Source organism: Qipengyuania sp. B-5, assembly GCF_056857815.1.
This window is the reverse complement of sequence record NZ_JBSXNU010000051.1, coordinates 102,216-116,440: the sequence shown is the minus strand read 5'-3', so window position 1 is coordinate 116,440 and position 14,225 is coordinate 102,216. Positions and strand designations below refer to the sequence as shown.

Annotated in this window: 12 protein-coding genes; 5 read left to right on the top strand and 7 right to left on the bottom strand. The window is 58.5% G+C overall.

Annotation, left to right across the window (positions count from 1 at the left end):
• Positions 1-59: 59 nt before the first annotated feature.
• The gene (locus AC13CE_RS10950; RefSeq protein WP_221537834.1) at positions 60-266 is read right to left on the bottom strand and encodes a DUF465 domain-containing protein; all 207 of its coding nucleotides are present in this window, start codon (positions 264-266) and stop codon (positions 60-62) included.
• A gap of 149 nt (positions 267-415) precedes the next feature.
• Between AC13CE_RS10950 and AC13CE_RS10945 the strand changes: the two genes are divergently transcribed.
• The 5 genes from AC13CE_RS10945 to tilS all read left to right on the top strand — a co-directional run bounded on the left by AC13CE_RS10945 (position 416) and on the right by tilS (position 5,891).
• On the top strand, positions 416-571 hold the full coding sequence (locus tag AC13CE_RS10945) for a YdcH family protein (RefSeq protein WP_221537833.1): 156 nt from the start codon (positions 416-418) through the stop codon (positions 569-571).
• An 86-nt stretch (positions 572-657) separates the two neighbouring features.
• The gene (gene ptsP / locus AC13CE_RS10940) at positions 658-2,928 is read left to right on the top strand and encodes a phosphoenolpyruvate--protein phosphotransferase (RefSeq protein WP_221537832.1); all 2,271 of its coding nucleotides are present in this window, start codon (positions 658-660) and stop codon (positions 2,926-2,928) included.
• 115 nt (positions 2,929-3,043) lie between these two features.
• Complete coding sequence (locus AC13CE_RS10935) at positions 3,044-3,913, top strand: helix-turn-helix domain-containing protein (protein ID WP_482972397.1); 870 nt, start codon at positions 3,044-3,046, stop codon at positions 3,911-3,913.
• 105 nt (positions 3,914-4,018) lie between these two features.
• Positions 4,019-4,903: a tetratricopeptide repeat protein gene (locus AC13CE_RS10930; protein ID WP_482972396.1), complete on the top strand. Its 885-nt coding sequence runs from the start codon at positions 4,019-4,021 to the stop codon at positions 4,901-4,903.
• A 1-nt stretch (position 4,904) separates the two neighbouring features.
• On the top strand, positions 4,905-5,891 hold the full coding sequence (gene tilS / locus AC13CE_RS10925) for a tRNA lysidine(34) synthetase TilS (protein WP_482972395.1): 987 nt from the start codon (positions 4,905-4,907) through the stop codon (positions 5,889-5,891).
• Here tilS and eda read toward each other — a convergent pair.
• From eda to AC13CE_RS10895, 6 genes are all read right to left on the bottom strand, one after another.
• A complete protein-coding gene (gene eda / locus AC13CE_RS10920; RefSeq protein WP_482972394.1) occupies positions 5,888-6,502 on the bottom strand; it encodes a bifunctional 4-hydroxy-2-oxoglutarate aldolase/2-dehydro-3-deoxy-phosphogluconate aldolase in 615 nt (204 codons plus the stop codon). The two genes, tilS and eda, sit on opposite strands and share 4 nt — an antisense overlap.
• Positions 6,499-7,467, bottom strand: coding sequence for a glucokinase (gene glk, locus AC13CE_RS10915; RefSeq protein ID WP_482972393.1), 969 nt, complete (start codon positions 7,465-7,467; stop codon positions 6,499-6,501). Before glk ends, eda begins: the two co-directional genes overlap by 4 nt.
• A gap of 4 nt (positions 7,468-7,471) precedes the next feature.
• Entirely contained in the window at positions 7,472-9,283 is a 1,812-nt protein-coding gene (gene edd, locus AC13CE_RS10910; protein ID WP_221537827.1) for a phosphogluconate dehydratase, read from the bottom strand.
• Positions 9,276-10,724 (bottom strand): glucose-6-phosphate dehydrogenase, encoded by a 1,449-nt coding sequence (gene zwf, locus AC13CE_RS10905; RefSeq protein ID WP_473820896.1) that lies wholly within the window; start codon positions 10,722-10,724, stop codon positions 9,276-9,278. The genes edd and zwf overlap by 8 nt, the downstream gene beginning before the upstream one ends.
• A 94-nt stretch (positions 10,725-10,818) precedes the next feature.
• Entirely contained in the window at positions 10,819-11,616 is a 798-nt protein-coding gene (locus tag AC13CE_RS10900) for a transglutaminase-like domain-containing protein (protein ID WP_482972392.1), read from the bottom strand.
• A gap of 225 nt (positions 11,617-11,841) precedes the next feature.
• Positions 11,842-14,187, bottom strand: coding sequence for an EAL domain-containing protein (locus tag AC13CE_RS10895; RefSeq protein WP_482972391.1), 2,346 nt, complete (start codon positions 14,185-14,187; stop codon positions 11,842-11,844).
• Between the last annotated feature and the right edge of the window lie 38 nt (positions 14,188-14,225).

Genomic DNA, 14,225 nt, shown 5'->3' with positions numbered 1-14,225 from the left:
CTCTTTAGGTCCTGCAGAACCAAGGGTATGTCCGGGGATGTCCCGCTTTGACACGCGACTCACGCGATGATGTCGGGGATGAGACTATCCTCGATTGCGGAAATACGGTCTTTAAGCTGTAACTTACGCTTCTTGAGCCGGGCAATCTGAAGCTGGTCGACAAAACCGCCATCGCCGGCCTCGGTGAGCGCCGCAATCGCGGCATCGAGGTCGCGATGCTCGCTCTTCAGCATTTCAAGGCGTTTGCGCAGTTCCTGTTCGTTCACAATCATCGTTCCCGAATCTCGCCTTGTCGCATGGCGTGTCTATGGGGCTTTGTAAATTGGCGAAGCTGTGGTTTGATAATCGGTCTGCGGCGCGTGCCGCCTGGCACGAGTCGCTTCCGGGGTCGCTAACTCTAGAAGGAGCCAAACCTATGCAATCATCCCATGTCGCCGCACTCAAGGCCAAGCATGCAGGGCTCGAGGCCCGATTGCACGACGAACAGGCACGGCCTTCGCCCGACATCACGATGATCCAGCAGCTCAAGCGCCAAAAGCTGAAGATCAAGGAAGAAATCGCCGCAACCTGAGCGGCGTAAAAATCTGCGGGGCAGGAAGGTAATCCCTTCCCGCGCCCCGCTTTCGCTCTCATACTTTTTTGCTATAGCTGCGGGCCATGTCAGCAGCTTCATCCGCCCGCCAGATCCTCACGCAACTGCATGAGGTCATGGCGGGTCGCCATCACGCCCAGCACAAGCTCGATCGCGTCGTGGACATCATCGCCGACAGCCTGACGAGCGAAGTGTGTTCGATATATCTCCTGCGGGAGGGCGAGCTCGAACTCTACGCCACCCACGGTCTCAATCCCGAAGCCGTCCACGTCACGCGGATGGCTGTGGGAGAAGGTCTGACCGGAACGATTGCCAAGAATATCGAAACGTTGAACCTCGCCGAGGCGAAAGCGCATCCCGATTTTCTCTACCGTCCTGAAACGGGTGAAGAAAAATTCCATTCCTTCGCCGGTGTTCCCATCGTGTATCGCGAACGCGCGGTTGGCGTATTGTGCGTCCAGCATGTCGAGCCTCGTCGCTATGAAGATGTCGAGATCGAAGCTCTTCAGACTACGGCCATGGTGCTGTCGGAACTGATTGCCCACAAGGAACTGGTCGATGGCGAGGAAGCGATCGATCTCGACGAAGTTCCGACCGAATGCGAGGTGATCGAGGGGCTGACCCTTGTGAAGGGGCTGGCGGCAGGACAGGCGGTGTTCCACCAGCCGCGCGTCGAAATCGACCAGGTAGTTGCGGAGGATATCGAAGCGGAGCGTCAGCGGGTCTATCGCGCCTTCGACAAGATGCGCGACCAGATCGACGCGATGGGGCGCGAGCCCGAGTTCGGCAAGGGCGGCGAGCATGACGAGGTGCTCGAGACTTACAAGATGTTCGCCTACGACGAGGGCTGGAGCCGTCGGATCAACGAAGCAATAGACAGCGGATTGACGGCAGAAGCCGCCATCGAGCGTGTCCAGCAACGAACCCGCATGCGCATGCGCGAGATCGACGACCCTTTGCTGGCGGACCGGATGCACGATCTGGAGGATCTGTCGAACCGTCTGCTGCGGATTGTGTCGGGCCAGCTTGGTACGGCGGCGACGCAAGGATTGCGGCGCGATTCCATTCTCTTTGCGCGCAATCTGGGACCTGCCGAACTGCTCGAATACGACCGCCGCCGCCTCAAGGGTGTCGTGCTGGAAGAAGGTTCGCTGACGGCGCATGTGGTAATTGTGGCGCGTGCGATGGGCATTCCCGTGTTGGGCCGCGTTCCTCGCGTGCGTTCTCGCGTATCCGAAGGCGACGAGGTGTTGGTCGATGCCGACAAGGGAACTGTCACCCTGCGACCGTCGCAGACACTGCTCGAAGCCTTCGATACGCGCTTCGCCCGCAACCGTCAGCGTGCGGCTGCCTATGCCGAATTACGCGATGTCGAGCCTTTTACGCGTGACGGTACGCGGATAACCGTGATGATGAATGCGGGCCTGCGCGACGATGTCAGTGCGCTCCAACTTACTGGCGCAGACGGGATTGGCCTGTTTCGGACAGAATTCCAGTTCCTCGTGTCTTCGACCTTGCCGGCGCGCGAACGGCAGATGCGCCTCTACCGCGACGTGCTCGACGCGGCCGACGGCAAACCGGTGATCTTCCGAACGGTCGATATTGGCGGTGACAAGGCGGTTCCGTATCTCGACAATGATACGGCAGAAAAGGACGAGAACCCTGCCATGGGCTGGCGGGCGCTGCGTCTCTCGCTCGAGCGGGAGGGGCTTCTCAAAGCGCAGGCCCGGGCACTTCTCGAGGCGGCTACCGGTCGGCAATTGTCGGTGATGTTTCCGATGGTTTCGGAACCTTGGGAATTCGATGCCGCGAAGGCGATATTCGAAGAGCAGGCGCAATTTCTGCGCGACCGGCGAAAGCAGATGCCGGAAAGTATCGAATATGGCTGCATGCTCGAAGTGCCGTCGCTTGCCGAAGTGCTGGACCTGTTGTTGCCGAAACTTTCGTTCATTTCGATCGGAACGAACGATTTAACCCAGTTCCTTTTTGCCGCAGACCGGGCCAATCCCAAACTGGCAGAGCGTTACGATTGGTTAAGTCCGGCCATTCTGAGATTTCTGTCCCGTATTGCCAAGCAGATGGTGGGAAGTCCTGTCCGGATCGGTGTGTGCGGGGAAATGGGTGGTCGCAGGCTCGAGGCCCTGGCGCTGATGGGGCTCGGCTACACGCGCTTTTCCATCACGCCAGCGGCGGTGGGACCGATCAAGGAACTGGTGCGAAAGGTTTACCTTCCCGATCTGACGACGCAAATGCAGAGATGGTTGGTCAGCCCTCCGCCGAGCATGCGCGAAGCGCTGACAGAATGGGCGGTCGAGAACGATATCGAGATCGACTGAGCTCGTCGCTTTTGCGGCGCAATTCATCGGTTTCAAGCCATTCTTACGCACACAGAGCGGTTGACATGATCGCTGCTACACTTTCTGTACAAATCCGACGGGATCAGGAACACCCGTGGGGCCTCAGGAATTCGGAATTTACATGGAAGAAGAAGGCGGCATCGTCGAAGAGAATACCGCGCCTATGCGGCGGGCAGGTGATCGGCTGCGCGAAGCCCGAGAGGCCAAGGGCCTTGAAATCGATCAGGTTGCTGCCGAAACGCGGATCCCCCGGCGGCATTTGGAGAGCATAGAAGCAGGCGATTTCACAGCTCTTCCTTCACGCACTTACGCAATCGGATTCACGCGCACTTATGCCAAAACGCTCGACCTCGACGAGAAGGAAATGCTCGATCAGGTGCGTGCAGAACTGGCTGAAGGTCGTCCACAGGTAAACGAACGCCCGGCCAAGTTCGAACCGGGCGATCCGGCGCGCGTGCCGGGACGCGGTCTCGTCTGGTTCGCAATATTGGCGGCGGCACTGCTGCTTGGCGGAATTTACGCCTTCTACTCGAGCTATTTTGCGCCTGGGTTAGGTCCCGCTCCATTGCAGGACCCCGCAGAGCAGGTCGCGGCGAACGATACGCCAGAGCAAGATGCCGCTCCCGCCCCGCAACCTGCCGGTGGCCCGGTTGTCTTTACCAGTGAGATGGATGGCACCTGGGTAAAGTTCTACGATGCGAGCGGGACCCGTCTCTACGAGGCCCAGATGGACGAAGGCGATAGTTTCACCGTGCCCGAAGATGCGAACGAACCGCAGGTCTGGACCGGTCGTCCTTATGCGTTAGCCATTACGATCGGTGGACGCGAAGTACCAAAGTTGACCGAAGAGGATACGGTTGTACGTGATGTGGTGGTGAGCGCGGAAGCGCTGCTCGCGCGCGGGGAAAGCGGCTCCGCTTCGCAAACGGCCGATCCTGCAGCGACGACCAATCCGACCACCTGACCACAGGTGCAGCGAGCGGCGGATAATTCGCCTTCATCCCCTCGACAGCATCGTCGAGCTACGGCACTTTTCGCATCGATGAATTTTCCAGCAAGGAACCTTCCCATGATCCCACGCAGCGCACGTGCTTTCGGCCTTGGCGGAGTTGCCTTGGCCCTCATCGCCACCTCCATGCCTCTCGGGGCGCAGGACAACGAAGAAGCACGTATCCGTAAGCTGGAAGCGGAGGTCCGTGCCCTCCAGCGCAAAGTGTTCCCTGGCGGCGATGGACGCTATTTCGAGCCGCAGATCACAGCTCCTACGAATAACGCGCCTGCGACATCGCCTGCCCCCTCGACAACGGCGGTTACCGATATCCTTGCCCGGCTGGATGCCCTCGAAAGCCAGCTCCAGCGGCTGACTTCACAATACGAAGAGGGGGCGAATGCCGTGCGGTTGCTCGAAGGGCGGGTAGAAGCATTGGAAACAACCCGTGCACCGGTACCGGCTCCGGTTCGGACAAATTCCTCCCCTACTGCCGGTTCAGCGGCGGAGCCGGTTGCAACGCCTGATCCTGCACGTGTCGCGGCTGTCCAGGCTATTGCCAAGCCGCAAACCGACGATACTGGCGACGACGAATATTCTTACGGCTTTCGGCTGTGGGACGCGGGCTTCTATCCCGAAGCTCAGCAGCAACTGACAATGTTCGTCGAGGAATATCCGAACCATTTCCGGACCAGCTATGGACGTAACCTGCTGGGCCGGGCCTATCTGGATGATGGAAAGCCAGCCGAAGCGGCTCCCTGGTTCCTGCGCAACTATCAGGCCGACAAGAACGCTGCGCGAGCCGGCGATAGCCTGTTGTTTCTCGCCGAGGCGATGATCGCGTTGAAGGATACCGAGCGCGCCTGTATCGCATTGTCGGAGTTCGGTGAAACCTACCCAGCGCTTGCGAGCGGTCGCTTGCAGGGAGCATATGCGGCGGCTCGCAGCAAAGTGACGTGCGGTTGACATGGCTGTCGATCCGGAGCTGGTCGAGCGGTTCCGGGCCGATCTTTCGTGTCTCTGGCGAGGAGCACTCGATCCGGATGAACAGATCGGCGTCGCGCTGTCGGGTGGGCCGGATAGCCTCGCACTTCTACTGCTATCCCATGCGGCCTTTCCCAATCGCGTCGAAGCAGCGACTGTCGATCACGGTCTAAGGCCGGAAAGTGCGGACGAGTCCCGTTCGGCGGCTTCGATTTGTGCAAGGCTGGGGGTCCCGCACCAGATTTTGCGGATCCAGGTGGCTGATGGGAACGTCCAGGATCAAGCGCGGCAAGCGCGTTATTCCGTCTTGTCGGAATGGGCAAAACAACGCGGCATAGACAGCGTTTGCACAGCGCATCATTTAGAGGATCAGGTCGAGACGATCATGATGCGCCTCAATCGCGGGAGCGGAATGTCGGGCCTTGCTGGAATTCGCGCGTCCGGCACGATGCCAGAGAGTGAGGCGATACTGCTCAGACCATTGCTCGGCTGGAAGCGCACCACACTCAAGCAGGTTGTTCTAGCAAGCGGCTTCGAAGCCGTGCAGGACCCCTCCAATATTGACCGGCGGTTCGATCGCGTCCGTATGCGGCAGGCTCTCGAGCAAGCCGACTGGATCGATGTTCAAGGTGTGGCACGATCTGCGCAGGTACTGGCGGCGATGGAAGATAGCATCCTTGGGCTAGCTGCCGAAGATATGGACCTGGCGGGAAGCCGTGACGGCAGCATTTTCAGCTATCGTCCGTTTGCACGCTCATCCATCCACCGCCCATCCTTCTGGGGCGAGGTGATTGTCATGATTTACGATAAGATGGGCAAGTCTATCTCGCGCGGGGATGCCGTGCGTATGGCTACGGAATTAATCGACGGTCATTCGATCAACATCGGTGGTATCCAGTCGATTCCTGGCGAAGAGAATGGCACGGCCATCTGGAAATTTGGTCCCGAGAATCCGCGCCTGACCCGTTAGCCTGTCAAAGCCGCGGCTTCGCGCGCGACTTTCTCGACCTCCGTCGCATTAATGGCTCCACGCGGCGCGACCCAACTCCCCCCCACGCACAAGACAGGCTCGAAGCCAAGCCATTCGCGTGCGTTGTCCAAGCTGATCCCCCCGGTCGGGCAAAACCGGCACTGACTGAAAGGAGCGGCGAGCGCCTTCAACGCTGGAAGCCCGCCCGCCGCCATGGCCGGGAAGAATTTGAAATGTGTGAGCCCAAGGTCGAGCCCGCGCATGATGTCACCCGCATCTGCAATACCGGGGAGGAAGGGAATATTCGCGCGGATAGCTGCCTTACCGAGAGGTTCGGTCAAGCCCGGCGATACGATAAACTCGCTCCCCGCTTCGATAGCATCGGCCAATTCATTTTCGTTGGTCACCGTACCGGCACCCACGATGGCCCCTTCGACTTCCTTCATGGCCCGGATCGCCTCGAGTGCGGCAGGCGTGCGCAGTGTGACTTCCAGAACGCGTAAGCCCCCGGCCACCAGTGCCCGGGCTAGAGGAACTGCATGCTCCACCTGGTCGACAACGATGACCGGGATCACGGGAGCGGTCTTCATGATGCTGGCGATACTGTTCATGCGTGTTCTCTCGCGAAAGCAGCAGCAGCGCCGAAAAGGCCTGGCTGTGGATGAGTAATCAGCTTTACCGGGATAGTTGCCATCAATTCGGCGAAACGACCCTTAGCGCGGAAGCGCTGCGCGAAGCCCGATTTGGGCAATTGGTTCCGGAGCCGGTAACCCAGACCGCCCGCGATCACCACGCCGCCAAAGCCACCTTGGACCAGCGCGATATCTCCGGCCACGCTTCCCAATGACAGACAAAAGCGATCGAGTGCCGCGGCGGCTAGGCTCTCTTCGTCCTGCATGGCGCGTGTCCAGATGGCGATATCGTCTTCGTCGCGGGTCTTGCGATTCTCCATCGCAGCAAGCGTTTGATATATGTCCACGATGGCGGGGCCGGAAACGACCCGTTCGATCGAGACCCGGTTATGGCGCTTGCGCAGGCGAGCAAGGATAGCGTCTTCGATGCTATCGAGCGTGGCGAAATCGATATGGCCGCCCTCGGTTGCCTGTACGCGATAATCATTGCCGCTGCGCCAGAGATGGGCAACGCCCAGTCCGGTTCCGGGGCCAAGTACGCTTATGGTTCCATTTTCGGTGAGGGGCTGGTCGGGGCCGGTCAGATGGATGAACTGGTCTTCCGGGGCTCGCGCAACGGCGTGTGCAACTGCTTCAAAATCATTGACTATGGTTTGAGCTTCGACGCCGAGCTTCTGCTTCACCAATGCAGGCCGGATAATCCACGGATTGTTCGTAAACCGAATGACTTCGCCGCCCACGGGTCCGGCAATAGCCATCGCCACGCGCGGTGGCAGGCTGCCACCATTGCGTCCACGGAAATCTTCCCAGGCCGTCTGGAAACTTGCATGGTCGTCGGTGTGGAGCGTTTCCGGTTCCCCCAGATCGATTGTGCCATCTGCCTGGATTGTTGCGATCGCAAACCGGGCGTGGGTGCCTCCGATGTCGACGGTTACGAGATCCATGGCCTTACAATCCTGCCATTGCCAGCATCGAGGAGGCTCCTTGTTCGGCGCCATCGGCATTTGCGCGGAACATGGCAAAGAGTTCGCGTCCCATCCCGCTCTGAGTATGGGGTTGCGGAGCGGGCTCGCGACTGTCCAGATCTGCGGTGGTGGAAAGAGTTCCCGTTTCTGCGCTGACCGTTACAATGTCACCGTCTCGCAGGCGCGATAATGGGCCGCCGCCGAGCGCCTCGGGCGTACAGTGAATTGCGGCGGGGACCTTGCCGCTCGCTCCCGACATGCGCCCATCGGTCACAAGAGCAACATGGTAACCGCGATCTTGCAGGACACCCAGGGCTGGAGTGAGTTTATGCAATTCCGGCATTCCGTTGGCCCGCGGCCCCTGGAAACGGACAACAACCACGACGTCGCGGTCGAGTTCGCCCTTTTTGAAGGCCTCGTTTACGGCATGTTGGGTTTCGAAAACGCGGCAAGGAGCCTCTATCGACCAGTGTTCGCGTTTGACTGCTGATGACTTGAAACACGCACGACCGAGATTTCCCTCCACCAGCCGCATCCCGCCGTCGGCTTGGAACGGATCGGAGGCTGGGCGCAGCATCTCTGGATCACCGCTAGGGCCAGGGTCTCGCCAGGCGAGGTCATCCCCATCCATGCCAGGTTCGCGAGCGTAGGCCTCGAACCCGCCGTCCCAGATTGTCAGGATATCATCATGCGCCAGGCCTTCGTCCAGCAAGGTGCCTATGACATAAGCCATACCGCCGGCATCGTGGAAACGATTCACGTCGCCTGATCCATTGGGATAAACCCGCGCAACCAGCGGAACGGCACTGGACAGTTCTGCAAGGTCGTTCCAGTCGAACTGAATACCTGCAGCCCGCGCCATGGCGGGTATATGGATTGCATGGTTGGTCGATCCGCCCGTAGCCAGCAGACCGATCGCCGCGTTGATAATCGCCTTTTCGTCCACCACACGCGCCAGCGGGCGGAAATCATCACCATCCTTTTTCAGTGCGGCAAGGCGGTGGGTGGCCGCGCGGCTCAACTCCTGCCGCAACTTCGCGCCCGGGGGCACGAAGGCCGCGCCCGGGACGTGGAGCCCCATCATCTCCATCATCATCTGATTGGAATTGGCGGTTCCGTAGAAAGTGCATGTGCCGGGAGAGTGGTAACTGCCCATCTCGCTGGCGAGCAGTTCCTCGCGGCCCACCTTGCCTTCGGCGTAGAGCTGGCGAGTACGCTGCTTTTCCTTGTTGGAAATGCCCGTACCCATCGGTCCGGACGGCACAAAGATTGCGGGCAAGTGGCCGAAACGCAGCGCGCCCATAAGAAGGCCTGGGACGATCTTGTCGCAGATGCCAAGGAGGGCGACACCATCGTACATGGCGTGGCTCAGTGCCACCACAGTTGAAAGGGCTATGGTGTCGCGGCTGAAAAGCGACAATTCCATGCCATCTTCGCCCTGTGTTACCCCATCGCACATGGCTGGCGTCCCGCCAGCAACCTGAACCGTGGCACCAACCTCTCGCGCCCAGATTTTCATCCGCTCGGGATAGCGGTAGTAAGGCTGATGCGCGGAAAGCATATCGTTATAGGCGGTGACGATGCCGAGGTTCGGTCCCCGTGCCAGCATGATCGCCTTCTGATCCTCCTCTGCCCCGGCATAGGCGTGGGCAAGGTTGGAACAGGAAAGCGTTCCGCGATTGACCTGGCGGTCGCCTTCGCGGTCCATCAACTCGAGATAGGCGCTGCGCGATCCGCGCGAATTGTCTATGACACGCTGCGTGACGCGGTGAATGGTGTCGTTGAGCTTAGTCATCGTGCCAGGTTACCCCGTCGCGTTCAGCGAGCGCAATGGCCGCGCTCGGGCCCCAGGTGCCCGCGGCATAGGGCTTTGGCTGCGTTGCATTCTCGGTCCAGAGCGCGCGAATATGATCGATGAATTCCCACTGCGCCTCCACTTCGTCGCGCCGGACGAAGAGTGTCTGATCGCCATGGACGAGATCAAGCAGCAGGCGTTCGTAAGCAATCCGGCGTACGACGTCTGCAAAGGCATCGGGCATGGCGATGTCGAGCGGTACAGGACGTAAGCGAAGGCCATCGTTGCCCAGTCCAGGGACCTTGGCCATCATCGTCAACTGGATGTTCTCCTTGGGCTGGATTTCGATAACCAGCCGGTTCGGTTCGGTTCGCACGCCGCGGCCTTCGAAGATCGAGTGTGGGATGCTGCGAAACTGGACCACGATTTCCGTCACTCTTTCGGGCATGCGCTTGCCGTGGCGCAGGTAGAAGGGGACCCCTCGCCAGCGCCAATTGTCGACATGAGCTTTCAAGGCGACATAAGTTTCGGTGTTGCTGTCTTTACCAAGTTCCTCGTCGTAACCAGGCACGCTTTTGCCATCGACCGCTCCCGCGCGGTACTGGCCGGTGACGACCTCTTCTGCCTTGACCGGGCGCAATGCCCGCAGGACCTTTACCTTTTCGTCCCGAACTGCAGTAGCCTCGAACGAGGTTGGCGGTTCCATGGCGACCAGCGCGAGCAGCTGGAGCATATGGTTCTGCACCATATCCCGCAGCGCTCCGCTGTCATCGTAGTAAGCAACGCGCGATTCCAGGCCGACGGTTTCGGCGACCGTTATCTGGACATGTTCGACGTAGTTGGAATTCCAAACTGGTTCGAGCAGGATATTGGCGAAGCGAAGTGCCAAAAGGTTCTGGACGGTTTCCTTGCCCAGATAGTGGTCGATGCGGAAAATGCGGTCTTCGCTGAATGCCTTGGCAACTGCATCGTTGATCTCGCAACTGCTCGCGAGGTCAGTGCCGAGCGGCTTCTCAAGTGCAATCCTGGCGTTACCCTTGGTCAGGCCGACCCTTTTTAGTCCCGCAATGGTCGGCTCGAAAAGGCTGGGCGCAGTCGAAAGAAAAATCGCAAGGCCATCGTACTCGCCGACTTCCTTCGCCAGCTCATCATAGCCTTCCGGAGTTGTGGCATCGACTGGCACGTAGCTCAGCTGGTTAAGAAAATCGGCCATCGGACCGCGCCGGTTCTTGGGGAGGTATTTTTCAAGCGCCTCGCGTGCGAACTGGCGGAATTCCTTAGTGGTCATTTCGGATCGTGCGGTGGCTACGATACGCAGGTCGGCATCGAGCAAGCCGTCAGCGTGCAACGCGCAGAGCGAGGGAAGCAACATGCGCTGGGACAGGTCGCCCGTAGCCCCGAACAGAAGGAGGCGGTCCGCTTCGAATTTTACTTCCGCCATGTAGCAGCCATCGATAGTGAATCTCCCATGAGGGCGGGTTATCAGCGCTGTCGGTACAGCGCCAGAGCGCCGCATTCCTATTCTTTTGAAGCGATCAGCCTGCTGTCACGGCAACATGTTTGTCGCCGAACTCCGTGATACCAAAGCTGGTTAGGAAACTGACATCGGCGGCATCCCGGCCTACGCCGATCTTAACCGTCTGCGCCGGATCGGCCATGCCGGTAGCATCGACAAGCTGCCATGTGCCGCCACCGTCGGTTTCCGGATCGTTCAGGAAGACCTCCGCCACGGCATGAAAATCGGGCGGATCGACACCCGGTGCATAGCACGCGACATAACGAGCAGGGATGGTGCTGGCACGAGAAAGGGCTATCAGGATATGCGCATAGTCGCGACAGATACCCCGGCGCTCGATGAAGCTGTCCAGGGCGGTGGTTTGGGGCCCGGAAGCGCCGGGAGCGTATGTCAACTTGCTCTTCATCCAGTCGCAGATAGCCACGATGCGTGCGCCACCGCCCGTTCCCTTGAACTCGTCTTCGACAAAAGTCTGAAAGCGATCAGCTGGGCAATAGCGGCTATCGAAGAGATATTCGACTGCCTCTCCGGGCATGTCGTGCGGTGCGAGTCGGTCAAGAGCGGACAAATCGGCTAGCTGGCGATCAAGTTCGATCTCGGCGCTATAGGAAACCTCGAAATTGCCTCGCGCCCTGATCCAGATACGTTCGCCGATTTCATCTTGTGCAGGGACCCTGGCACAATGTTCCGCTTCGGTCAGGTCGGTGTCTGTCGCGACTATCCACTGCTCGGGAATTGCTGCGGCTTCGAACTGGAGGAGTACATCGGTCGTGTGCGGGAGAGCAAATGAAAAGGTGGATTGGATGGAGATGGGCATGATGGCCCAACGCAGGATATCGCGCTCTGTTTCCTGAACGAGCCAATACCCATCCAGCGCAAAGAAAAGGGGCCCCGATTAAGGGGCCCCAATCACTTAGACTTTAATCGGCTAAGATCTATTTTTCCTTGCCGAAAAGCCAATCCCAAATGCTCCACATATTTGCCTCCTGTTGACGGACAGGAAGCAACAATCTGTTAACCATGCTTGTTTGTAAAGCATTAACTATGCCTGCAAAGCGCCATTATCCTTCATTTCATTGAATTTCAACAAGTTATCTAAGCTCATGGGCCTCGCTAAAATATAGCCCTGCACGTGTGTGCAGCCCATTTCCGTTAACATTTTCAAGGTCTCAGTGTCTTCCGCACCTTCCGCCACTACGCCGATTCGCGCATGCCGGCCCATGTCCACGATACTTGCTACGATCGCCTTGGCTTTCGAGCTTTTAGCCATGTTCGCAACGAACAGTCGGTCAATCTTCAGCTCATCGAATGGCAATTCGAAAAGGGTTTCGAAGTTGGTCTCGCCAACACCGAAATCGTCCATGGAAATGCGAGCGCCGAGCGCTCTAAGTTCGTTCAGTACCGTTTCCGCAGTTGCAAGATTTCCGATCCGCGATGTTTCGGTAACTTCCAGAACCAGATACCGCGGATCGAATCCTGTCGTTTGCAAGACGTTGCGCACCATGCCGACGATCCGCATGTCGGACAGCAGCGTGGCGGAGATGTTGACCGACATGGTGATTGAACGTCCACGGAAATGCATCAGACGACCGGCTGCGCAGGCGTGTTCGAAGACATATTCTGTCAGCGCTTCCATACGCCCCGCTTTTTCGCACTGAGCGATAAAATGCATCGGCGGAATGAATCCGCGTGCAGGGTCCTGCCAGCGAACTAGCGCCTCTACGCCCGTCATGGTACCGTTCCGCGTATCCACCTTTGGCTGGTAGACGCAGAAAATCTCCCCGGCCGACATTGCCTCGTCGATGCGAGCGCGCAGCGAAATGTCCCACAATTCGTCAAAGCGCGAGCTACTCTCTGCGATTTTTATAGGTTGCAGGGCCTCTGAGCTTTCTTCCGCTGCTGCTACCGCAGCAGCCAAGCGTGCCGCAGGATCTCCATCCAGCCTTGCAACCCCAAAGCTTATACCGACGTCGACCGATGAACCGGCCACATTGAGCGGCGCGGCAAACATTGCACGAAGCCCTTCGAGGTGTTCAGCCAATGTGGCACTGTCTTCCTCTTCAGAATGCCAAGCCAGGTGGTGACCCTCTGAATAGATGGCCAGTTCCCCATCGGTTGCACGGAGACGATCAACCAGCTTAAGAATGTACTGTGCCCGTTCGGCGCGAGAGAGAGTTTTCAAGACATGCTCATATCCATGGATGCGCGCCACAACCAAATGACCGCGGGCATGGATGTCCTGAGATGTCTCCAGTTCAAGCGCTCGTAGTTTGGGAAGCCCTGTCTCGTTGTCGACCAATGCGACCCGGTCCTGCCAGCGTGCACGTGATCGAAGTGTCCCATAGACTATCAGGATCGCGGCACAGTAGGACAGCTCCATTCTGATGCCGATAAGGCTGCCGCCATAAAGCGTCAGCGGGATCATTGTGGCGAGTATGGCATAGCCAATCTGGCGATGCTGTCGTCGACGAATGACAATCAGCATCGAAGCGAAGAGCAGCAAATAGACTATGATCGCGGGAACTGCAGGCAAGTAGCCAGTCCGGCCCGATTTAAGAGTTTCCGCCGCATAGATCGCGACATAGCTATATGGGACCGAAAATTGTCCGGGGACACGCTGCTGAGATTCCGAAAGTCCAGCATCTTCCCCAATGACAACTGTCCGTCCCACAAGACTGAGCACGTTGCCGTCCGCGGCGATATCAGTCAGAGATAGAGATGCCATGTCTTCGGGCGGGATCGAATAATCGATCTGGAACGAGCCGGGACGCGTATCTTCGATGCCTGCCAGTGAAGCAGATAGTGACGGGAAGCGACCCCCGCGAACGTTATGAGCAAATTCGCTGGTCCAAGTGAAGCCCATCCAATTGCTCGAACGCTGAGAAACTACCCGCTTTGCTTGTCCAGCAATTTCGGGCAGGGTGGTAACAACCCTAGCGTTGTTTACTCCGTTGAGATCAATCCGGTCGACGATAATCGCACGGGCACCAAGCGCATTGATTGCGGTTGCAAGCTTTCGATCTGCTGATGAAGAGGTGGATGCTTTTGGGAAGGCAATGTCGATATAAACTTTCCCGACCCCCTGATGATCGAGTTTAGCCAGCGCTTCGGCGAGATCTTCGCGCCGCGAGGGGAGTTGCGGGTCGGCCATATTCCGTTCTGCCCCGATGAAAACAATATCGCCAGAGGGTGAGTGGCTGACGAATTTCGATTGAAAAACCCAACTGAGCTGATCCACAGGACCCAGAAAAAGGGTTGCAAACAGGACGAGGGCCACGAAGCTGCTGATCGAAAGATGCTTCAATCTCTCAAGTACGCCCTTCGGCAGGCTGCCGAGCGACTTGAATGAGCGCGCTTGGGCGCGGTCCAAGGTGCGGACGAGGTTCATCTCGCACACGTATGATCAGATTAGGTTTAAGAATGTTT

What these genes read in the sequence shown, in the direction of transcription:
- zwf (WP_473820896.1), bottom strand. Translation starts at nt 10,724, where the DNA reads ATGGCGGAAGTAAAATTCGAAGCGGACCGCCTCCTTCTGTTCGGGGCT.
- AC13CE_RS10945 (WP_221537833.1), top strand. Translation starts at nt 416, where the DNA reads ATGCAATCATCCCATGTCGCCGCACTCAAGGCCAAGCATGCAGGGCTC.
- AC13CE_RS10930 (WP_482972396.1), top strand. Translation starts at nt 4,019, where the DNA reads ATGATCCCACGCAGCGCACGTGCTTTCGGCCTTGGCGGAGTTGCCTTG.
- ptsP (WP_221537832.1), top strand. Translation starts at nt 658, where the DNA reads ATGTCAGCAGCTTCATCCGCCCGCCAGATCCTCACGCAACTGCATGAG.
- eda (WP_482972394.1), bottom strand. Translation starts at nt 6,502, where the DNA reads ATGAACAGTATCGCCAGCATCATGAAGACCGCTCCCGTGATCCCGGTC.
- tilS (WP_482972395.1), top strand. Translation starts at nt 4,905, where the DNA reads ATGGCTGTCGATCCGGAGCTGGTCGAGCGGTTCCGGGCCGATCTTTCG.
- edd (WP_221537827.1), bottom strand. Translation starts at nt 9,283, where the DNA reads ATGACTAAGCTCAACGACACCATTCACCGCGTCACGCAGCGTGTCATA.
- glk (WP_482972393.1), bottom strand. Translation starts at nt 7,467, where the DNA reads ATGGATCTCGTAACCGTCGACATCGGAGGCACCCACGCCCGGTTTGCG.
- AC13CE_RS10895 (WP_482972391.1), bottom strand. Translation starts at nt 14,187, where the DNA reads ATGAACCTCGTCCGCACCTTGGACCGCGCCCAAGCGCGCTCATTCAAG.
- AC13CE_RS10900 (WP_482972392.1), bottom strand. Translation starts at nt 11,616, where the DNA reads ATGCCCATCTCCATCCAATCCACCTTTTCATTTGCTCTCCCGCACACG.